We start from the raw sequence: 19,792 nt of genomic DNA, 5'->3' as shown, positions 1-19,792 counted from the left end.
ATCAATAATCGTTAGGCTGTATTGTTCGGCTATACAATTAGTTAACCGTCTCAGCATGAAATTCATACTGTTTATCCAAACTGCTGATCCCTAGCCCACTGAGTTTTTTAACTTTAATTTGCACGCCAATGCGTTCTTTTAATGCATCAACATGGCTGATAACACCAATCATTTTGCCACTGGCATTTAAGTTATCGAGCGCATCAAGTGCTACTTCAAGGGTGTTATTATCTAACGTACCAAAACCTTCATCGAGAAAGAGTGAGTCGATACTGGTTTTATTACTGACTAAATCCGATAGTGCTAAAGCGAGCGCCAAACTTATTAAGAAGCTTTCACCGCCAGATAAGGTTTTAATATCACGAGCAGTATCTCCTTGCCAGGTATCGAGTACTTCTAATTCTAGGGTATCGTTCTGTTGACACTGAAGCTGATATCGACCAAAGAGGCGCTCTAATTGTGCATTGGCAAGATGTACTAAATTAGCGAGTGTTAAGCCTTGTGCGAAGCGTCTAAATTTAGCGCCATCAGCTGAGCCAATAAGTGCGTTAAGGTGACTAAGATCATCCAAAGCATCTTGCGCTGATTTAATATTTTTCAGTAACGTTTCCTGTCGATTTTTGTTACTTTTATCTTGTTCGATTTGTTGGCTAAACTGTCCTATATTTTGCTGACATTGTTTCAACAACTCTGACAAATCCATCAAGGCTTTTGATACTGAACTTTCAATAAAGTCATCTGCACCGTTTGCACTCAACTCAGTTTTTTTATCATTCAATTCTAGGGATATTTTTTCACTTTGTGCTATCAATATTTTCGCTTGTTTTTTACTATCATCAATGTCGTTTGAAAGCTTAGTTAATTGTTGCTTTTTCTCTGTACTGAGCAGCGCTGATAAGTATTGATTTTCATCGGTAAACTTACTTTCAGAGAGTAACGTTATCCAATTATTATTTGCGCTATCATGTTGTGTAAACAGACTTTGCAATTGAGTTTTCGAGGTGGTTAATTGGCCTTTATTAAGCTGTTGAGTCGATTTTTTCTCATTATGGACTCGTTCAGCCTCATCAAACTCAGATTCACTCAATCCTCGTTGACTATTAATGCTTTCTCTAAGTAATACAGATTCTTGCATATCTTCATCAGTAATACCTAGATCAACAAAAAAGGTAACGCGTAACAGTAAAGATTGCATTAACTCACTCTCTTGTTGCGTCAATTGGATTTTTATCTGGTTAACTTGATTCTGCTGCTGATGAACTTGCTGTTTTAATAAACCTAGATTATTCCCAAGGTTATCAAGCTCAGTTTTAGCGGCTTGATGAGTCGTTACAGTTTGCTGGTAATCAGCCCCCTGTTGACTGATAGAGTCAAGCCAATCCCCATCAATACAAATGGCTTGATATTGTGCTTTTTCTTGCGCCTGGTTTTGCTCACTACTTCCACTAAATGGCAGAGTGATTTCAGTCGCTGTTATATCTGCTAACAACTGAGCATTTAGCGTCAAAAATGCCTGTTGTTTTAGGCGTAAATCTTCAGCTGACTTTTGATTTAAACCTTGGTGATTATTACTTTGTTCTTGCAAAATTTGTAACTGATTTAACTGAGTAGACAGCTGCTTTTCACTATGGGTAATTTGTTCACTATTATGTTGTTGATTTTGGCTATTTCCTTGCAGCGACGTTTGCAATAAAAGTAACTCTTCAAGCTGCTTTAATACTGTCGTTAACTGGTCATTTATTGCCTGTTCTACACCAACATCTAGTAATGAAAATGACTGTTCATTTTGGTTTAACAAAACGTACTGGTTAATATTTAATGATTGCCAATTATGTTCCAGATTACCTTGTTCGCTGGTTATGCCTTGTAAACGATTTTTCTGCATTTCAAGTTGCGCAGTTAAGTTTGCTTGTACAACGTTCAGCTCTTTACCTTGTTTTTCAAGTTGCGTTCGCTCAAGTGTTAACTGTGTCAAACGTTGTTGATGCGCATCATTATCAAGCGCTTGATATTCTTTAACGGCAGGATGATCAGTAGAGCCACACAATGGACATGACTCTTGTGGTTGCAGTTTTGCTCTATGTTCACTCAGTGCCATGATAGTTTGCTGCTGAGCAAGTAAGGTTTCTACATCTTTTTTCTGCTGTTGAGTAGCACTGTAACGTTGGCGTAACTGTACAAGTTCTTGCTCTGCGGTAACAAGTTGTTGATTATCTTTGCCCTGCTGCACAGATAACGCCTGTTGTTCTTGTGAAAGCACATGAAAACGCTGCGCCAACTGCTGTGCTTGGTTTAAAGCGAGTTGATGATTTTGACGATCTAAAATTGCTTGATTGAGTATGCCACTCGTCAACTCAGGGGCAGCGCCATCACCTCTGTCATTACTTTTACCAGCGCTTGAGAGAATAGCTTGAGCTACTTGGCTGTTTTGTATTAGCTGCTGTGTTTGTTCAGCCATTATCTGCTTATGGCTGTTTAGTTGTTTTAATTCGTCTTCACTTTTCGTGATTAGCAGTTGTTGATTTTGTTGCTTAGTTTGCAAAGTTAACACGTTTTTTTCAATGTTACTTTGCTCGTTAACTAATTCCACAACATTAGATTGTAGTTGGCTTAACTGCTTAAATTGACTGTTCCATAAGGGCAACTTTTCTGGCAATTTTGCTAACGCCTGACCTTGCGCTAAATACGCTTGTTGCTGTTGAACAGTCTCTACTGCTTTTAGTTGCTCAGTTTCTAACGCTGCCAACGCATTAGCATTCACATTAAGTGCTTCGCTTTGTTCAGCTATGGTACTTTTTGTTTCTGTTAAGGTATTTTGTTGGTGGGTAATGGCATGGTCAAGTGGTTGTATCTTGTCATGCAATACTTGCTCAATCACCTTACGTTGTATTTCAGCTTCATTGTGGCATTTTTTTAACAGCGTTAACGCTTCATCACTCACTAAAACGTCTTGTTCAAGGATAGCCAACTGCTCTGTTTGACTGGTAACCTGTTGTAAGGTTTGCTGATATTGCTCGCGATAATGCACCATTTTTTCATAGGGTGCCTGAATCGGTTCGGCCAAGGACGACAGCGTCAGTAAATCAAGTTCTTGTTTCGCTGCTAATTCTTTATTCTCTATTTCAACCAGTTGTGTTTTAGCTGTTTGCTGGTTTTGTTCATTAGCTGAAAAGCTTGTACACCAGGTTTTAACTTGTTGCGCTTGTTGTAATTGCGCGTTTACATTTTTCTCTTGCTCGGTAATATCTGCAAGTTGTTGCTCAAGAGCTTTTAGTTGCTCATCATCAAGTAAAGTAACACCTTGGCTTTGCGCTTGTAAAAGTTTCAAGGATTCACTGGCACTACGATGATTATCAAAAACCTGCTTAGATATATCGCCGTATATTTCAGTCCCTGTCAGTTGCTCTAATAATTGCGCGCGCTCATTAGGTTGTGATGTTAAAAATGCGGCAAACTCTCCCTGAGACAACATCATTGATTTGGTAAAGCGTGAGAAGTTAAGCCCTGTTAACTCGCTAATATCACTACGCACCATTTTAAGCTTGTCTGACACTATAGTGCCATCGACTTTGGCAAGCTCTGCAACAGGCTCTAATAAATTACCATCAAGCTTATTACGCGCGCGTTTTTGACTCCAAAAAGCTCTATAGCCTTGACCTCTTACTTCAAACTCAACTTCAGCCATACAATGGCTGGTGTGGCGAGTCATTAACTGATTCTGTTTTTTAGAGACTGTTAATCGGGGTGTTTGGTGATATAGCGCTAAACAAATGGCATCTAGTATCGTAGTTTTACCTGCCCCAGTAGGACCGGTAATAGCAAATAAACCATTGTTATCAAAAGGCGCTTCACTAAAATCTATTTTCCAACTGCCTTTGAGGGAATTAATGTTCTCAAAGCGTAAACTTAATATTCTCATAAATTGTGTTGCTCTAGCGATTCAGGCGTAATACTGTCTTTTTCGACGATAGCACTGACTTTTTCAGTGATAACACCCTCTTTTTCGGTGATAACACTTTCTTTTTCAGCGTCTGTGCTTTCTTCTTCAGGTAAAGCACTTTGTGATGTCGACTCTTTTTGGGCTGATGAACTAGTCTTTAGCGCTTTATCCGCATCACTTTTTTGATTCGCAAGAGAAGCGGCTTGTTTCATTTCGACCGACAGTTCAGTAAATAATTGTGTTAACCGTGTTTTACGTGCGACTTCTTCATCCGTTTGCCATTCAAGTTGTGATAACCGCGAATCGAAAACTTCAGTTAAAGATAACTCACTCAACGTACTGTTATCCTGTTGTGATAATTGGGCTTGTCGTCGTTGACGCGCCTTTTTGGAACGACGAACCAATAACACTTCAAAAGGCATATCTACGGCTAGTTCAGTGACTCGCTGCGATAAATCACTTAAGTGATCACCGTTATCAATTTCAATATCAAGCCAAGCCTTAACACTCGCAGGAATATTTTCCGCTGCTTGGCGCTTTTCAAATGCGACCAGTGTTTCTTGAAGCGAGCTTTCAACCTCATCTATCGATGTTTTCACCATGTATAGCGGTTGGAAACACGGCACAATAACATCTTCAACTTGATTAAGTTTACCTGAGGTAAACTCAACCATCAGCACACGTTTATCTTGCTTGGCTTCATCAAAACTTAAAGCAATTGGCGAGCCGCAATAACGTATATGCTCTGACTTTGCTACCTGTTGTGCTCTATGGATATGGCCAAGAGCAATATAGTCCGCAGGGGGAAAAGCACTAGCAGGAAAGGCTTCTAACGAACCAATATAAATATCTCTAACGGAATCACTCTTACTGTCATTTATTGAAACGCCAAGCGCTGTTAAGTGGCCGGTTGCTATAATGGGTACGACAATGCCCTCAGCTTTTTCAAACGCGTCAGCTTGCTTTCGTGCCTGTTGATATAAATACTGATAATGGTCACTAATTGCTTGTTGTAAGCTCTGCTGTTTATCACTAGCCGACTGCCCTGCTCGACTTCTAATAACATCACGCGGACGAACAAAAGGAATAGCACAAATAATGGCTGTGATTTTCCCATCAGCATCATGTAATGGAAAAACTTGTTGTGAAAGTGCCTTCTCTTCGAGCTCATCTTCACTGAGTGAAGCGGGTATTACCTGCGTAATAACACGGGTAGACAAACTCGCTAATACGGCTTGTGATTCAGACAACATCGCTACAGAGTCATGATTACCAGCCAAAATAATAAGTTGGCAATTGCTCCCTTGTAATCTCGCTATAAAATCGAAATACATTTCGCGGGCATAACTTGGCGGTGTTGAGGTATCAAAAATATCACCCGCCACAATAATCGCATCAATGTTATGTAGGCTAACTTGTGCTAATAACCAGGTAAGAAACTGTTGATGTTCATTGGCGCGGCTTTTGCCGTAAAAATATTGGCCAAGATGCCAATCTGAGGTATGAATAATACGCATAAAAACGTTAAGAGACTGTGCAATGTAGAATTGTTCATTAGTTTACCTGAACAGATAAACTAAGTGTAGTAACACAGAGTTTATCTGGCTTATTGGAGTATTCGTTTCGATTCATCTAGATAATATACCCGTTCCACTTAAAGATGCAGGATTCAGCTGGAATTAGAAACGCCTTTAGGCAAGGCATTGATTAAAGAGAATAGTTATTCTATTGTCGAAATCAATAACGCAGCATAAAGCGTTTCTAAACCAGCCCATTGGGGAAGACTCAGCAAATCATACTCTGCGTTACCTTTCTTTTTAATGACGTTACATGGATGTAGCTTGTTAGAGAATGCAGGAGCAGATTCTCCTGAATGACCCTTAATAAAAAAATGCGTCTTGATTATGAATAGCTCAGACTTCCTGAAACGAGTATCTTCAAGTGGATCGGGTATAAGCTTTATTTATCATACTCATTAACGAATTCGAGAAATGCTCTATCTGCTAGTGACAAATAACCATTTTTCCGCCAAGCCATGGCAATATTTAGATAGACAGGCTTTTCAAACGGAATGGCAACAACGCCTTTTTCATGGTCTGTCACCAGTTCAAGTAATGCTGATATTGAAAAATCATGTCGCACTATATTTAACATCATCGGCAACAGGTTTGTTTCGAAAGAGATCTTCGGGGTGAAATTGTATTTTTGACAGAGTTCATCAATAAATTCCCGATGAAAATATCCCGCTTTAAACATCACAAGATCTTCTTTAAAGAAGTCGACAAATTTCATGCAGGGCTGTGCCGCTAAATGATGATCTTCACTAACCACTGCGACCATTTGAGAAGTGATTAAGTGCTCCGTTTCAAGACGTTCAGGCACATCTTCGTTATGTATGACGCCTAAGTCTAATTCTCCATCTAACAACATTTGGCGAATAGATTGTGTGCCTGCTTCAATAATAGTGAGTTTCAGATTTGGGTACTTGCTTTTAAATCCCATTAATATTTCAGGAAAAAAGTAAGAGCCGAGCATACTAGGAACACCTAGTTTTACTTCGCCTTTTTCAAGCCCTTTTAACTCAGCCATTGCAATATTAGCGTCGTTAATTTGTTGTAAAACAAGTCGAGCATGCCCAAGTAAAACCTCACCTTCATGAGTAAGCGTGACTTTTCGTTCATTTCGATGAAATAAAGGCAGATCTAATTGCTGCTCTAGTTTTTTTATAGCAACACTTAATGCAGGTTGTGCAATGTGTAACTGCTCAGCCGCACGGGTGAAATTCTCTGTTTCAACCAGTTTGACAAAGTAAGTCAATAAACGTGTATTCATAGCTATAACCTTAAGTTATAGAGTTGATAGTTATTATATATTTTAATTATTGATGTAATATTGCTATTGTTTTATCAATTCGTCAAATAATACTCGTTATTAAACGTCACCTTCTGAGTGTCATCACCATGATCGAAATAAAAACAGCTGCTTATCGCCGTGCAAGTTTTGCGTTAGCGTTAGGATCTTTCCTCGTCTTTTGTAATTTGTACATGTTCCAACCTATGTTGCCCTTAATGGCTGAAAAATTTAACGCCAGTGCCATTGAAATTAACTGGTTACTGGCAGCAAGTACCTTAACCTTAGCGCTAACGCTTGTGCCATGGGCTATCGCTTCAGAAATGATTGGCCGTCGTAAGGTGATGATGCTGAGTCTTTTCTTATTGCCGTTTGCTGGTATGGCAATGTTACTAACAGATTCATTGCTAATGTTAACCTTAGCCCGCGGGTTAATGGGTATATCTCTGGCAGGATTTGCCGCCGTTGCTGTGGCATACATGGCAGAAGAATTCACCCCTAAAGCCTTGATGCTTGCTATCGGGGGCTATATTAGTGCAAATTCATTAGGAGGAATTACTGGCCGTTTATACGGCGGTTTTGTCACTGAGTATTGGGGCTGGGAAATGGCGGTTATTGGTATGGCTATTGCCAGTTTATTCGGCGCATTATTAGTTAACCGACTGTTACCTGAACAACAATATTTCACCCCGAAAAAAGGACAATTCCGTAGCCATAACCGAAATGTCATTGGTCACTTAAAGCAGCGTAAATTATGGTTAGCGATGATTATTGGGGGACTAAATTTTGCTTTGTTCGTTAATCTTTATACGGTAATGGGATTTCGTCTTGTTGCGCCGCCCTACTCACTGTCTATCAGCTTAACCTCGATGATTTTTTTGTGTTATCTCACTGGCACCATTACGGCAAAATTTAGTGGTCGTTGGAGCCAAGTTTACAGCCCAATCTATGGCATGGTATTAGGAACAACGGTAAGTGTTATAGGTATGTGGCTCGCCAGTTATGATTCTTTATACGCCATGATTATTGGCCTATTATTGATTAGTTCTGGCGCTTTCTTCACCCACTCACTTGCCTATGCCTGGGTAAGTCAAAAAGCGGATACAGCGAAAGCAACAGCAACGGCGTTATACCTAGTGCATTATTACGTTGGCGGTAGTTTAGGTGGTTTTTACTTAATTGCCTGTTGGCAATATGGCGCATGGCATGGAGTACTTGCCGGTGGAATGGTGCTTTATGGTTTGATTTATCTGCTGTGTTGGCTGTTACACCGCTGTACCGTGTCTCAACACAAAGATGATGAAATTGCAGCGTTAAAAGAAACACACCCTGTCGTCTAATTAATGGCTTAATTAAGTTAATTATAAAAAAAAGAGAATAACATCAAAATGTTATTCTCTTTTTTAGGTCACTTAATTGAACAGCAAAAAATTAACGGATTTCTATATCGGGTAACCAACGTTGTACGCGTTCTATTTCATCTCGTAATTCTTCAGAGTAAAAAGGCGTATCTAAATCTTCAGGCGGGGCTGCGAGCAAGTTAAGATCTATTGCTTGTGCTTCACCTACAATAACATCCTCTTTAATCATCAAAGCATAATAAACGCCATTCCAGAAGTTAGCACCAAACTCATTTTTTTTCTTAAACATAAAGAGTAAGTCATGCTCTAACCAGCGTAAATCATTAGTTGTTAAGGTATGTGGTTGTTCGTAGGGGTATCTGATATGACACCAAAGCTCAGGCCCTTCGAGACATTTCATCTCTTTCATAGACAAAAAATAATCTTTAAAACGACTATGATCAATATGTAATTGATACTGAATATTGTTAGGTGTAGGTATAAACTCAATACTGCCTATGGGTATACGCTGACCTTCTTTAGTGAGTAAATTTATTGTTTTTGTACCACTTAATACCGAAGCACTATAACTGTTTGATGAAACTAAAGTAGCGAGTACCAATGCACTGGTGAGAAAAAACTTCATGACTGTAGACATCTTAATACTCCAATTATAGGGTTGCTTGATACTATATATATCCGCTCCACTTGAAGATGCTCGTTTCAGGAAACCTGAGCGAATCATAATCAAGGCACATTTTTTTGTTAAGGGTGGTTCCCTTAAAAACAAATGTAACGACGGGTATGGTTTGCTCAGTTTTCCCCAAAGGGCTGGTTTATAAACGCTTTATGCTACGTTATTGATTTCGACAATATAATAACTATTCTCTTCATCAATGCCTTGCCTAAAGGCGTTTATAATTCCAGCTGAATCCTGCATCTTCAAGTGGAACGGGTATAAGCTTACCTTCTGTTGAATTTAAGTCCATGACACTTAAGTAGGATTTTTTTGATGGCAACACTTTTTTGATGACAATAAATAGAACTATCGCGTTGAGCATTACCTGAGTGTAATGTCTCGTTATGCTTTTTATCACATCGCTTTGCTTTCAATTGCTTTGCTTTGCTTTGCTTTCAAATGTTTTACTTAGAAAAACACCTTCAACAAGGCAAAAACACTCATACCGAATATAACCACGGCCAGCGTATTTTTTATCAATAAACTAAATATCACTGTTGCTATACCTGCGATTAAAAAAGGGCTGGTAATAAAATCACTACCGCTCTCCTGATGGCCAAGAAATACAATAGGTACCCACATCGCTGTCATAACAGAAGGTGCTGTATAGCTAAGTAATCTGCTTACTTTTGGCCCGAGTTTAAAAGGGACGGTTGTGGAGAAAAAGAAGTATCGACATGAAAAGGTGATACATGTCATGCCTAATAAAGCTAACCAAAAATCATTCATTAATGCTCTCCTTGTCTTTTGTTAAGTAACCACAAATCATACCAATGAAGGTTGCTGCAATTAGCGCATATTCTTTCATAAAGACTGAAAGGATAATGGCACTTAAACCGCTAGTGACAACGGATACCATGGTAGATTTATTTTTAATAAGTGGAATGACTATCGCGATGAATGTTGCTGCAATAGCAAACTCAAGCCCTAAATGTTCTAGATTGGGAATATGCTGACCCGCAACGATTCCTGCAAAGGTTGAAATGTTCCAAATAACATAAAAGGTAATACCAGAGCTGAGTGCGTAAACAGGACTAAATCTTTTATTTTTCACTATATAAGCACACGTTACCGCAAACATTTCATCAGTGAGAAAAAAGGCAATACTACAACGAAGTCCGAAAGAGCTTTTTCTCACGTGATCTCGAAAAACAGCTGAATAAAGTAAGTGTCGGGAACTAATAACAAAGGTTGACGAAAACATTGAAGATAAAGAGCCAACAGCGCCCATAATAGTAAGTGCTGCTAATTGCGCCGCCCCTGCAAAGATTAACAATGACATTAATTGAGCTTGTAAAGGTGTAAGACCTACATTAATGGCTAAAGAGCCACAAAGCACTCCCCATGGCACTACAGCGAGTGAAAGCGGGAATATAGCAACGATTGCTTGCTTCATTGTTTGAAAATCGCTTGAGACGGACTCCCCAGCGATAGCGGTTTTACTTGGCATTAATAACACTCCTTCTAGATTTTGAAAGAGTTTACAGGGTAAACGTAATCAGTTCTTGTACAAAACTGCTTGTTTTTGAAACTTACTTGGCGAAGTACCCAGTGCTTTTTTAAAGTGTCTATTGAAATGGCTTTGATCATGAAAACCACAATCGCTCGCAACCATAACGGGTTTCACCCCAGCTTTTAGTAACGTTTTCGCTTTTTTTAACCTAGCCTGGATTTGATAGCTATGGGGCGCAAGGTCGAACATTTTTTTAAATTGCCGAATAAAGTGATATTGACTTAAGCCAGCGATTATCGCCAATTGTTTCAACGATATATCTTCCGCTGGATAGAAATCTAAATAGTCTTTTACCCTAATGAGTTTTTCTTTGCTGCCTGACAAGTCTTTTGGAACATGGCGATGTGAAGAATGCCTTAACGTTAATCGTAACATTAAGGCATACAGAATAGTTTCTGTTAGTAATTTTGAGGCATTGTTATCGACTTGATTAAATAGCAATCTTAACTGCTCTGTTAAGATAGGATCGTTAATAACTGACGAGCTGAAGTATGGTGCGAATTTCCCACCATCATAAAGATCAATACTGATGTTTTCAAAATGTTCCGGCAAAGGATACATTGCTCGATATTGCCACCCACCCGGTGAAGCAGACTCACCCGTGTGTACATCGTCAGCATTTACTAAAATAATAGAGTTCGTATCCGCAGTATGAATTTCACCACTACGGTAAAAGCGTTGCGCGCCTTTTTCAATGACACCTATGGTGTAACCTTCATGAACGTGTTTTGAAAACGCCTGCCCCTTATAATCGGCGCGTACCATTTCAACGCCACCATAGGCATTGGCAAGAGTAAAGTCGGCTTTTTCCTGTGTTTTATTATCCATAACTAGCAATTAAGTTTCATTCTTAAAAAATAGTACAATATTGCTGTTATTTATCACAGCTATTTGCATCTTTTATCACTCTTAATTAAACCCCGCTTATTTGCGAGCCTGAGTTCAGACCTGAATTGTCAGCTAATGAAGTGTCGGTTTTTGCATATCCCACATGCTTCCTTGCCAATTAGAAATGGTTCCAGACGCTTCACAGGTATCACAATGCCACTCAATGATGTTATTTGCGATACAATTTGCTTCAATATCTCCTTCACAAGACAACTCAGCTGCTCGGGTATTGCATCTCAAGTCAATCTCAATGAGCGGCTGTTCGATATTTTCAGAAACCGATAACACAATCGTAGTCAGAAATTTGAACACCGTTTTGGCTTGTTCCGTAAGTTCTAGTACCTTGCCCTTTTCGTCAAGAAACTGTTTTAAATTTACTTTTAATGCCATCTATTTTTTGTCCTTGTTAAAACGCTTGTTATAGAGCAGACTCACTCGACATTGCTATTTTTCATTATAATGCCCTACCAGCTATATACACGTATTTAAAAGGTCTTAAAAATACCATGGATATCAATGGAAAATGTATCTTATCTACAGCAGATGAGCACGGCCCGATTTATGTTTACCAAACAAAGACCAGCCGAATTCTCAGCTTTGATGGGAAAATATATCAAAGTTGCATGAAACTCAATAACATTAATGGATTACATCTCAGTTATACCCAGGCCATGATGGCGGGTTTATTATTTATCCCCACAGTAAAAACAGCCACCGTCATGGGGTTAGGTGCAGGCTCTATGGCGAAGAACCTGCTCAGTAGTTTCTCAGAATTAAACGTACACGCGATTGAGTACCGTGAAGCAGTCGCTAAGACCGCAAAAGAATATTTTTACTTGCCCGATACTGATCGCCTCTTTATTCATATAGACAATGCTGTGAATTACATGAAAAATACCGTTATTAAAAGCGATATTATCTTTTCAGATCTATACAACTCACAAGGCATGGAACCGAAACAAGTACAATTATCCTACTTGCGTGATTGTAAAAATGCACTCAACAAACACGGTGTCCTCGTGCTAAATATCTGCCATACGACACATAACTTACGAGAAGAGTTAGATGAATTACTCGCGCTCGAATTTGAAAAGCAACGACTCAGTTTCGAAGTAGACAGTGAAAACACGATCGTACTCGCATTCAAAAACGACATCCCCTCGATAAACAGAGAAGAACTACTTACTAGAGGTCAATGGTTGCAAGAGCAAATGAACATTCCGATGGAGCGTTATGCCAAATTACTATGTGATACACAAAATTGATGGGGATGTTCATAGTTAACGCCCTGCTAAGCGGATCAGAATAGTTGGCTAAAATGGAGATGAGTGAAACAGCCAGCTGTTTTTAGTCCTGCTTTAATGACTTATGCGTTTTTCCAGCTTTGAGCAAGATTTATAGCCTGTTTTAAATTAGACCAATTCAAAAGACTTTCCTGGTACTCGCCGGCTTTACCTTGAAGCTTTATACCATATGCTTTTAACCTAAAGGCAAGAATTGAATAAAACGCATCTACTACTCCCGCAGAATTAAACATAAATGGCAAATGTGCTGATCCAAAAATATTTTCAAGCCTAATTAGCTCATTATCAATGTCCTCATTAAGCTCTAATAAAGGAGTAACTTGTTCTAATGAAAATGGGCATTGTGCTCTAAGGTTAGTAAAACCAGAGTGTAACTCTGAACATAAACTTCGAGCTAAAGCTCTTTCGGAGCTTAGACTAGGGTAAAGAGCACCATCAGAACATTCATTGAAATACTCAGCGATTGCTAGCGAATCATGTATCACAAAAGTACCCTCATTTAAGGAAGGCACTAAACCTGTGACAGAGTGCTTGAATATCTCTGATTTATAGTCTGAACTAGTTAAATCAATTACGTTAACTTCAACATTTAATTGTGCTAATTGACTGCATATCCAAACTCTTAGTGACCATGTTGAATCAGTACCAACAGTTAATTTCATTTATTAAACTCCGAATGATAAATCGACTTAATGTATAACGCCACATTAAGCGGCAAAATTTAGTTGGCTAAAATGTTGAGGAACGAAAACAGCCAACTGTCTTTCGTCCGTTTGAGTAACTTGTTAGCCATTTTTAGGTAATGCATCATATGCGTCTTTGACTACTTCATATCCATATACACGTTCTAATTTTCTAATAATAAAATGGCCTCTAGCCATGTCTTGAAAGTGATCAATAAATAAAGTGTTTATGATTGCGCCGCCAGCTGCACCAATGGCAGGAACGGCTTGTGCAGCTGCTTTTTGAGTAACTTGTACACCAAACTTTTCAGCGATTTTAGCAATTAATTTAATTAAAATAGGAGCTGCTTCATCGGTAATACCTTTTTTTAGAATAAATTCTGCTGCTTCAGCAACTGACTTTGCTAGTGCTGCTCTTATCGCAAAATACCCTGACTCACTGCCATCATCTAGATCACTTGGCCCTCCCAATGCAAACACCTCTAAACAAGCCATTTGAGTTTCAGGTGTTGTAATCGATTCACCTTCGCTACGAGCAATATCAGCTATAGAACGCAACATTATTGATGTTGAAATCGGTAGTTCAACAGCTATTGCCGCCAAGCCAAAGAAACCACCGACACCACCACTAACGGCAACTCCCAACTTATGCCAAATATTAGACGATCCTTCTCCAGGAATATCTTTCATCGTAAATATCGCAGCATCAGATGCCTTAATTAGAGATTTCTCTGTCACTTTAGCTATATTTTTACTCCAATCATCAGGAAGTAAATCTAAACCTTTTTCAATAGGAGTACCTATAAGGTTAGTTATTTTTGCAGCAAGTCCTGGGTTCTCTAATAAAGATTTTGCAACTAAAAGCTCTTTTTCATGTAACTCAGAAATTTTCAAGTAAACCCCTTAATGGCTAACGCTTTGCTAAGCGGCAAATAATAGCAGGCTAAAATGTGTGAGGTACGAACAACAGCCAGCTGTTATTTGTCCTGCTTGAGTGATTTGTTAGTTTTTTGTACAGCCAGAAGTGAGAGTAAGCCTTTTGCGAGAGTGTGTCGCCACCCTATATGTGCATGACCACTTTTGTACTGATAATAGTCAACTTGATAGTTTTTAAGTAAAAGAATATCCCGCAATTGTCGATTAATACCAACTCGACCAAGGCCAAGATCATATAACCCTACTTCCAAATAGAAATTAATTCCTCTATTTTCTGATTTCTTATAGTCGAGAATAAGCTTGCCTTCAAATTCAGGGTATATTGGCCAATTTTCCTTGTCGGTATAATAAAATGAACCAGATTGTGACAGTACGCTGCCCACAATAGTAGGATGACGTAGAGCTGTATTAGCAGCAGCAAAACCTCCACGACTAGCACCAGAAACAACGACATCTGATTGGTTCTTTGAAATGTTGTAATTACTTCTTACCCAGCTAACCAACTCAATAGCGACAAAGTCTGTTATTTTCTTGCTGATCAAATCACCTGAGCGGTTGCCTTGGTTGTTGATAAATACAGCAATAGTAGGCACTATCTTCTGTTCATGAATCAAATTGTCAAGAATCGTGGGCATTGGTGTCCAACCCTGCCAAGCAGGTCCTTCATCAGGACCTTGCGAGTAATCTTCTCCGTCAAACTGAAAAATTAAGTTATGTGCAATTTGGGGATTATAATTAGCCGGTATATAAATCAATATTTTACGTTCTTCATTCATAAACTTACTGTCTAGGAAAACTTCACGCAACTCTCCTTTAGGTACGTTCTGGTTTGCATGAATATAAGGTGACATAGGTGCTTCAGGACCTATGACAGCTCCATCATAAATGTGTTCCATTGTAGTTAAGTCAAGTCCATTTAATTCATGAGATGGTGTTCTTTTGAATTCATTAACCCCATAATTGAACCAAGCATCAACGGGAATGTCCTGAATGCAGAAGTAAATATTACTGTTGCCAATTTTTTTAAACCTTAACCCATAAAAGTCTGGTCCACCCGACTGCAAAATATAGTCAGTTTCTGAACTGCCTTTTGCAAGATATGTCACGGTAGCTTTCTTTGGATTGCCTTTTTTAAGTTCGACAATATGCTTTTCAGCCAAACCGTCATAAAATTTAATAATAGAGTGCTCATTCTTTCTATAATCAGCCCATAATTGATAAAGGGTTTCTGTCGGGTATTCTTTTTGAGCAAGTTGCTTTTGCTTTGAATTCATTTCATTTGCACTAACAGATATTGTCAGGAAAAGAAAAAACAACACAATAAATTTATTCATTAGGCATCAATTCCATCTCAGTTATTAGAAAAACTAACGCCTCAATAAGAGGCGAAAAATAGTTGGTTAAAATAGGTGAACGGAGTGAACAAAAAAGCCAACTTTATTTTGTCCCTCTTGAAATTATTGTTATGTGATGATTACACTTAATAGAAAATGGCTAACCAAACCGTTGCTTCATCAGATGATGTTTCTATCACTCTGTGCTTTTCATGAGCTTGGATATTCAAGTAATCACCTTGTTTGAGAGTAATTTTAATACCATTTATATATTCAATTACACCGTAACCAGATAAAACAATAACCCATTCATTTTCACTTTGATCATACCAGCCACTATCAGGAGATGTTTGCCCTTTTGATACTATGCGCTCGACTCTTAGCTTTTCTGTAATGATAATATCTTCGAATATTTCATTTGGTAATTCTGATGGAATATTGCTAAATATATTTTCCAATAGGTCACCCCTTTTAAATCACATAACGTCTACTTAAGCGGAAAAATAAAGTTCGCTATAATGTGGACGTAGTGAAACAGCCAACTGTATTTTTCCGTTTGAAGTTCTTGTTAGCTGCTTTATTTTAGCAGGACAAGGTAATAATTATTATTAGACTCAAATACATCTTTGGACTTGAAGTCATACCAATAATTAGTATCTATATTAGAAATGTAGTTGTCAGCACGATATTTAGAAGCTTTATTACTTTCAGGATTTAACTCTAAAAATAAAACACAACCTTTTGTAGAGCAAAAGTAGTTTGAATTTTTTAAATCCTCGGAAAAGCCTAAATCAATAAAGCTCTTGATATCTGCTTCTGATGATACATTAGAGTTTCCTGAGTTTACTTGATTGATTAATTGCTCTAGTTCACTTTCTGTGTTTTTTTCAAAAAGAGTTAAATCGAAGTTCTCTTGTAAAAAGCTGATGTCGTTGACTTGACTAGTTTTTGCATAAGATTGATTTGAAATGCCTAGCAATACAAATACAACAGTTAGATTAATAATAAATTTCATAGTATTCCCTTTCGTTATTAATGAATAATTGAATATAGATGATTGCCAGCAGTTTGGCAAAGCAGCTAACGCCTAATTAACAGGCTAAGTAATAGTTGGTTAAAATCAGTGACGAAGGAGAAAAAACCAACTGTTATTTGTCCTTTTGAGTGCCTTGTTATGTGCGTTACAGTTTTTTATTTAACCTTTTTTCTATCTGCTTCTTTTCCCAATCAGCACCGAAAAAATTTATAATTTCAAAAACACTAAGGGCATGAGAAATCACACCAATCCCCCAACCGATAGCTATCCACCAAGCCCAAATATAATCAGGGCTTGTTACTAAGTTTAAAATAAAGAATGCCCCTACAACAATCCCATAATTAATAAGATGTGAATAAAAGTCTTTTATATCTTTTACATGCTCTATTATTTTAACTTCTTTATCTGAAAGGTTTGTGTTGGTATCCATAACTGTCTCCTGTTGTAAGTCTTGAATATTAAGTTCAAAAACAGCAGCTAAAGATTTTAATGATTCCAATCCAGCAGTTTTTCCTCTTTCAATACGTTGAATAGTTCTTACACTCAATCCGCTAAATTGAGCAAGTTGATCTTGAGACCAACCTCGCTGTATTCTTAATTTTCGAACGATCATTTATATATCCTTTACTGTAGTTCGAGACTGATTATCAACTAAACAACCTTGATTTAGCTACGACATCTACATGACACATACATGACACTTATTAAAAATCAGTAGGTTATAAATATGAGAAAGCACATAACGCCACGTTAAGGGGCAAAAAATTGTTGGCTAAAATGTTGATGAACGAAAACAACCAATTGTTTTTTGTCCTTATTAATTAGCTTGTTATGTAGCAATTGTAGTTATACCACGAAAATAACCGCCAATGAATATTGCTACCAAAATAGATAATGCTGAAATAGGTAAATCAATAAACCATGTTGGAGAAATATATATAGCGCCCATAAGTACAGAAACGATAGAAGTAGCCACAATAGAACTTATTACAACGGTTATTAAAAGATGCAATAGAACCTTGGAGCTTTGTGTTTTTGCAAATAGCGTTAGGATAACTGACCCGACAAGGAATGATGGTAAATTGAAATAAACTAGCAACTCACGCTCTGTTTGTTGCTCTAAATTATCGGCTCCAATTAACAAAGTAGTTAACGTACTCAGCAAAGTGAGTATTACAAAATGGAATAGTGAAAACTTGATTATACTCGACCAGTTCAACGTGCTTCCTTGCTACATAACGCCCATTTAAGGGGCTGATAATTGTTTACTAAAATTGTGAAGCGAAGCGGAACCGAGCAAACTGTTAGCAGTCCTGCTTTAAATTCTTGTTATGAGGAGAACTCCTCCTTGGCCTCATTTTCATACTTCAGACAGTTTTTTCCCCAATTAGATTCTCGCTCAAAATAGATGTGCAACTTATCTAAATTCTCAGGACAGTTAGTTATTACTTTAATACGTTTATCTGCTGGGATTCTCTGAGGTACAGTTGAATCAAAAACCACTCCGTAAGCCATATTCTGCATACAAACTTGAAAGTCCCCAAAGTACATCATTGAATCATCAGTAAGTTTGATTAAACTCTCAAGAACCTTAAACCTGTCCTGTTCTTTTTGTAGGGCTAATAAATCATGATGAATAGAATACAAAGCAAAGCGAAACACGCGGAATAATTTAAAGTTAACAATTTCATGTGACTCCATTTTGCTGGCAACAACTAAAAGAGCATTGCTAAAGTTTTTCATTAACTCCAAAAACTCAACATGATCAATTTCTGCTCTCATTTCAAGGTTTGAATACTTTTTTCCAAAACAATATGAATGAACTTCACGAATTTTAGTATTCGAAGATTCGAGTAAAACGTTAATTTCCTTAAATAGATCTATGCGAGTTTTACTTTTTGTTTCTTCTTTTTTTAGTTCTAGAGTGTTTTTATGCTGTTTAGATAGCTGCATAAATGCAATGAGAACGGAAAATAAAATAGCTATGGTTGCTAATACAGGACTCGCAAAATCTTTTGCTATCTCGTAACACGAAAAGTCATTAACGAAATAACAGCTTTTAATTACAATATTTGCAGCGACCACTGGATATCCCTCTCCTCATAACGCCCAATTAATGGGCTAAAAATAGTGGGCTAAAATGGAGCAAAGCGAACAGCCCACTGTTTTTAGTCCTGTTAAATTGCTTGTTATATTTTTTATGCTCCTAACTAAGAAGACTTATAATAATCTCTATCTGCTCGATAGGTACTGAATTAATTAGGTCACTTTGCATTTGATTTAACAACTCTGGAAGGTTATCTATTTGAGATGTTAAGTCACTAAACTGCTCTTTAACCCAATCTCTAAACTCACCTTTGACATGATCTGAAACCTCATCAAAAAACTCGACCTTTTCAATAAGATCAGATGCTGACAGCGTCACTTTTGATACTGATTGCGCCGTTGTAATGTTATCAACAATAAGTGTAGACATAACTCCTCCTGAGAAAAATATAACGCCCTGTTAAGGGGCAAAATTTAGTTGGCTAAAATGTTGAGGAACGAAAACAGCCAACTGTATTTTGTCCTGCTTGAATAGCTTGTTAAGTGGCTGATATTCTTGCCTTTACTGTATCAAATCCTTCAACATTAGTATTGATTTTACAACCTAAATAAATAACCACTTCGCGAGCACCTGCACCCATTGCTAGCTCGCGTAAAACTCTTTCTTCTATATCGGTTAGCCCACCATCAGTTTTCTCTAACTGGTGAATATTAACCCTAGGTGAAGGTCTGATTATTGGACTATTATGCATGGTATAAATACCGTGCTGCAATATTTTCTCTGCGCACATAAAGTCTGCGACAAAAGACCGGTTGTGCTTAAAAGGGTTTAGAACTCTAATATTTGGAGCAGATAGGGATTTAGCATTCTTTCCGATTGCTTTTACGACTTCCCCTTTTTTAGTATTTTCTATAGCAATATAAGGCTCTTCTTCGAATGACATATCAGAAGTAAAAGCTTTAATCGAAACTTTGTTCTCACTTAATTCGACAAGTAAATCATTGGAGAACAGACTTCTAATAAATGTGAACAATACTTTCGGCCTCCGAGCCACTTAACGCCACGTTAAGCGGCAAAAAATTGTTGGCTAAAATTGTGAACGGAGTGAAACAGCCAACTGTTTTTTGTCCGTTTGAACGCTTTGTTAGAGTTTTTTACTCTTTAGAAACTGCTGATACTTAG

Annotated in this window: 20 protein-coding genes; 2 read left to right on the top strand and 18 right to left on the bottom strand. The window is 37.8% G+C overall.

Annotation, left to right across the window (positions count from 1 at the left end):
• Positions 1-37: 37 nt before the first annotated feature.
• The 3 genes from ESZ36_RS19605 to ESZ36_RS19590 all read right to left on the bottom strand — a co-directional run bounded on the left by ESZ36_RS19605 (position 38) and on the right by ESZ36_RS19590 (position 6,772).
• Positions 38-3,919, bottom strand: coding sequence for an AAA family ATPase (locus tag ESZ36_RS19605; protein WP_146791021.1), 3,882 nt, complete (start codon positions 3,917-3,919; stop codon positions 38-40).
• On the bottom strand, positions 3,916-5,457 hold the full coding sequence (gene sbcD, locus ESZ36_RS19600; protein WP_146791019.1) for an exonuclease subunit SbcD: 1,542 nt from the start codon (positions 5,455-5,457) through the stop codon (positions 3,916-3,918). The genes ESZ36_RS19605 and sbcD overlap by 4 nt, the downstream gene beginning before the upstream one ends.
• Before the next feature lie 442 nt (positions 5,458-5,899).
• Positions 5,900-6,772, bottom strand: a complete 873-nt coding sequence (locus ESZ36_RS19590) for a LysR family transcriptional regulator (RefSeq protein ID WP_146791017.1) — start codon at positions 6,770-6,772, stop codon at positions 5,900-5,902.
• Positions 6,773-6,900: 128 nt separating this feature from the next.
• Between ESZ36_RS19590 and ESZ36_RS19585 the strand changes: the two genes are divergently transcribed.
• Positions 6,901-8,130, top strand: a complete 1,230-nt coding sequence (locus ESZ36_RS19585; protein WP_146791015.1) for an MFS transporter — start codon at positions 6,901-6,903, stop codon at positions 8,128-8,130.
• 91 nt (positions 8,131-8,221) lie between these two features.
• On the opposite strand, the gene ESZ36_RS19580 is transcribed toward ESZ36_RS19585, so the two are convergent.
• The 5 genes from ESZ36_RS19580 to ESZ36_RS19560 all read right to left on the bottom strand — a co-directional run bounded on the left by ESZ36_RS19580 (position 8,222) and on the right by ESZ36_RS19560 (position 11,660).
• Entirely contained in the window at positions 8,222-8,788 is a 567-nt protein-coding gene (locus tag ESZ36_RS19580) for a hypothetical protein (protein WP_146791013.1), read from the bottom strand.
• Between the two features lie 489 nt (positions 8,789-9,277).
• The gene (locus tag ESZ36_RS19575) at positions 9,278-9,598 is read right to left on the bottom strand and encodes an AzlD domain-containing protein (RefSeq protein WP_146791011.1); all 321 of its coding nucleotides are present in this window, start codon (positions 9,596-9,598) and stop codon (positions 9,278-9,280) included.
• Positions 9,591-10,319, bottom strand: a complete 729-nt coding sequence (locus ESZ36_RS19570; RefSeq protein WP_146791010.1) for an AzlC family ABC transporter permease — start codon at positions 10,317-10,319, stop codon at positions 9,591-9,593. The genes ESZ36_RS19575 and ESZ36_RS19570 overlap by 8 nt, the downstream gene beginning before the upstream one ends.
• A 48-nt stretch (positions 10,320-10,367) precedes the next feature.
• Positions 10,368-11,210 carry an AraC family transcriptional regulator gene (locus ESZ36_RS19565; protein ID WP_146791008.1) on the bottom strand — a complete coding sequence of 281 codons (843 nt, stop codon included), beginning with the start codon at positions 11,208-11,210 and terminating at the stop codon, positions 10,368-10,370.
• A gap of 132 nt (positions 11,211-11,342) precedes the next feature.
• On the bottom strand, positions 11,343-11,660 hold the full coding sequence (locus ESZ36_RS19560; protein ID WP_146791006.1) for a hypothetical protein: 318 nt from the start codon (positions 11,658-11,660) through the stop codon (positions 11,343-11,345).
• A gap of 116 nt (positions 11,661-11,776) precedes the next feature.
• Between ESZ36_RS19560 and ESZ36_RS19555 the strand changes: the two genes are divergently transcribed.
• A complete protein-coding gene (locus tag ESZ36_RS19555; protein ID WP_146791004.1) occupies positions 11,777-12,535 on the top strand; it encodes a spermidine synthase in 759 nt (252 codons plus the stop codon).
• A gap of 101 nt (positions 12,536-12,636) precedes the next feature.
• On the opposite strand, the gene ESZ36_RS19550 is transcribed toward ESZ36_RS19555, so the two are convergent.
• The 10 genes from ESZ36_RS19550 to ESZ36_RS19510 form a co-directional block, all read right to left on the bottom strand.
• On the bottom strand, positions 12,637-13,236 hold the full coding sequence (locus ESZ36_RS19550) for a glutathione S-transferase family protein (protein ID WP_146791002.1): 600 nt from the start codon (positions 13,234-13,236) through the stop codon (positions 12,637-12,639).
• A gap of 123 nt (positions 13,237-13,359) precedes the next feature.
• The gene (locus ESZ36_RS19545) at positions 13,360-14,151 is read right to left on the bottom strand and encodes an EcsC family protein (RefSeq protein ID WP_146791000.1); all 792 of its coding nucleotides are present in this window, start codon (positions 14,149-14,151) and stop codon (positions 13,360-13,362) included.
• 83 nt (positions 14,152-14,234) lie between these two features.
• Positions 14,235-15,527 carry an alpha/beta hydrolase gene (locus ESZ36_RS19540; RefSeq protein WP_146790998.1) on the bottom strand — a complete coding sequence of 431 codons (1,293 nt, stop codon included), beginning with the start codon at positions 15,525-15,527 and terminating at the stop codon, positions 14,235-14,237.
• Between the two features lie 146 nt (positions 15,528-15,673).
• Positions 15,674-15,985: a cupin domain-containing protein gene (locus ESZ36_RS19535; RefSeq protein ID WP_146790996.1), complete on the bottom strand. Its 312-nt coding sequence runs from the start codon at positions 15,983-15,985 to the stop codon at positions 15,674-15,676.
• 119 nt (positions 15,986-16,104) lie between these two features.
• Positions 16,105-16,542, bottom strand: coding sequence for a hypothetical protein (locus tag ESZ36_RS19530; RefSeq protein ID WP_146790994.1), 438 nt, complete (start codon positions 16,540-16,542; stop codon positions 16,105-16,107).
• A 166-nt stretch (positions 16,543-16,708) separates the two neighbouring features.
• On the bottom strand, positions 16,709-17,176 hold the full coding sequence (locus ESZ36_RS19525; RefSeq protein WP_146790992.1) for a helix-turn-helix domain-containing protein: 468 nt from the start codon (positions 17,174-17,176) through the stop codon (positions 16,709-16,711).
• Between the two features lie 216 nt (positions 17,177-17,392).
• Positions 17,393-17,539 carry a hypothetical protein gene (locus ESZ36_RS22600; RefSeq protein WP_170235898.1) on the bottom strand — a complete coding sequence of 49 codons (147 nt, stop codon included), beginning with the start codon at positions 17,537-17,539 and terminating at the stop codon, positions 17,393-17,395.
• 353 nt (positions 17,540-17,892) lie between these two features.
• Entirely contained in the window at positions 17,893-18,648 is a 756-nt protein-coding gene (locus ESZ36_RS19520; RefSeq protein WP_146790990.1) for a hypothetical protein, read from the bottom strand.
• Between the two features lie 121 nt (positions 18,649-18,769).
• Positions 18,770-19,039 carry a hypothetical protein gene (locus ESZ36_RS19515; RefSeq protein ID WP_146790988.1) on the bottom strand — a complete coding sequence of 90 codons (270 nt, stop codon included), beginning with the start codon at positions 19,037-19,039 and terminating at the stop codon, positions 18,770-18,772.
• Positions 19,040-19,148: 109 nt separating this feature from the next.
• Entirely contained in the window at positions 19,149-19,643 is a 495-nt protein-coding gene (locus tag ESZ36_RS19510) for a rod shape-determining protein (protein ID WP_246129180.1), read from the bottom strand.
• Between the last annotated feature and the right edge of the window lie 149 nt (positions 19,644-19,792).

It is taken from the genome of Colwellia demingiae (genome assembly GCF_007954275.1).
Lineage (GTDB): Bacteria > Pseudomonadota > Gammaproteobacteria > Enterobacterales > Alteromonadaceae > Colwellia > Colwellia demingiae.
Note: the sequence above shows the minus strand (reverse complement) of the source record. Positions and strands in the feature narration are given on the sequence as shown.

Coding starts and splice junctions, on each gene's coding strand:
- ESZ36_RS19605 (WP_146791021.1), bottom strand. CDS start 3,919: ATGAGAATATTAAGTTTACGCTTTGAGAACATTAATTCCCTCAAAGGC.
- sbcD (WP_146791019.1), bottom strand. CDS start 5,457: ATGCGTATTATTCATACCTCAGATTGGCATCTTGGCCAATATTTTTAC.
- ESZ36_RS19590 (WP_146791017.1), bottom strand. CDS start 6,772: ATGAATACACGTTTATTGACTTACTTTGTCAAACTGGTTGAAACAGAG.
- ESZ36_RS19585 (WP_146791015.1), top strand. CDS start 6,901: ATGATCGAAATAAAAACAGCTGCTTATCGCCGTGCAAGTTTTGCGTTA.
- ESZ36_RS19580 (WP_146791013.1), bottom strand. CDS start 8,788: ATGTCTACAGTCATGAAGTTTTTTCTCACCAGTGCATTGGTACTCGCT.
- ESZ36_RS19575 (WP_146791011.1), bottom strand. CDS start 9,598: ATGAATGATTTTTGGTTAGCTTTATTAGGCATGACATGTATCACCTTT.
- ESZ36_RS19570 (WP_146791010.1), bottom strand. CDS start 10,319: ATGCCAAGTAAAACCGCTATCGCTGGGGAGTCCGTCTCAAGCGATTTT.
- ESZ36_RS19565 (WP_146791008.1), bottom strand. CDS start 11,210: ATGGATAATAAAACACAGGAAAAAGCCGACTTTACTCTTGCCAATGCC.
- ESZ36_RS19560 (WP_146791006.1), bottom strand. CDS start 11,660: ATGGCATTAAAAGTAAATTTAAAACAGTTTCTTGACGAAAAGGGCAAG.
- ESZ36_RS19555 (WP_146791004.1), top strand. CDS start 11,777: ATGGATATCAATGGAAAATGTATCTTATCTACAGCAGATGAGCACGGC.
- ESZ36_RS19550 (WP_146791002.1), bottom strand. CDS start 13,236: ATGAAATTAACTGTTGGTACTGATTCAACATGGTCACTAAGAGTTTGG.
- ESZ36_RS19540 (WP_146790998.1), bottom strand. CDS start 15,527: ATGAATAAATTTATTGTGTTGTTTTTTCTTTTCCTGACAATATCTGTT.
- ESZ36_RS19530 (WP_146790994.1), bottom strand. CDS start 16,542: ATGAAATTTATTATTAATCTAACTGTTGTATTTGTATTGCTAGGCATT.
- ESZ36_RS19525 (WP_146790992.1), bottom strand. CDS start 17,176: ATGATCGTTCGAAAATTAAGAATACAGCGAGGTTGGTCTCAAGATCAA.
- ESZ36_RS19515 (WP_146790988.1), bottom strand. CDS start 19,039: ATGTCTACACTTATTGTTGATAACATTACAACGGCGCAATCAGTATCA.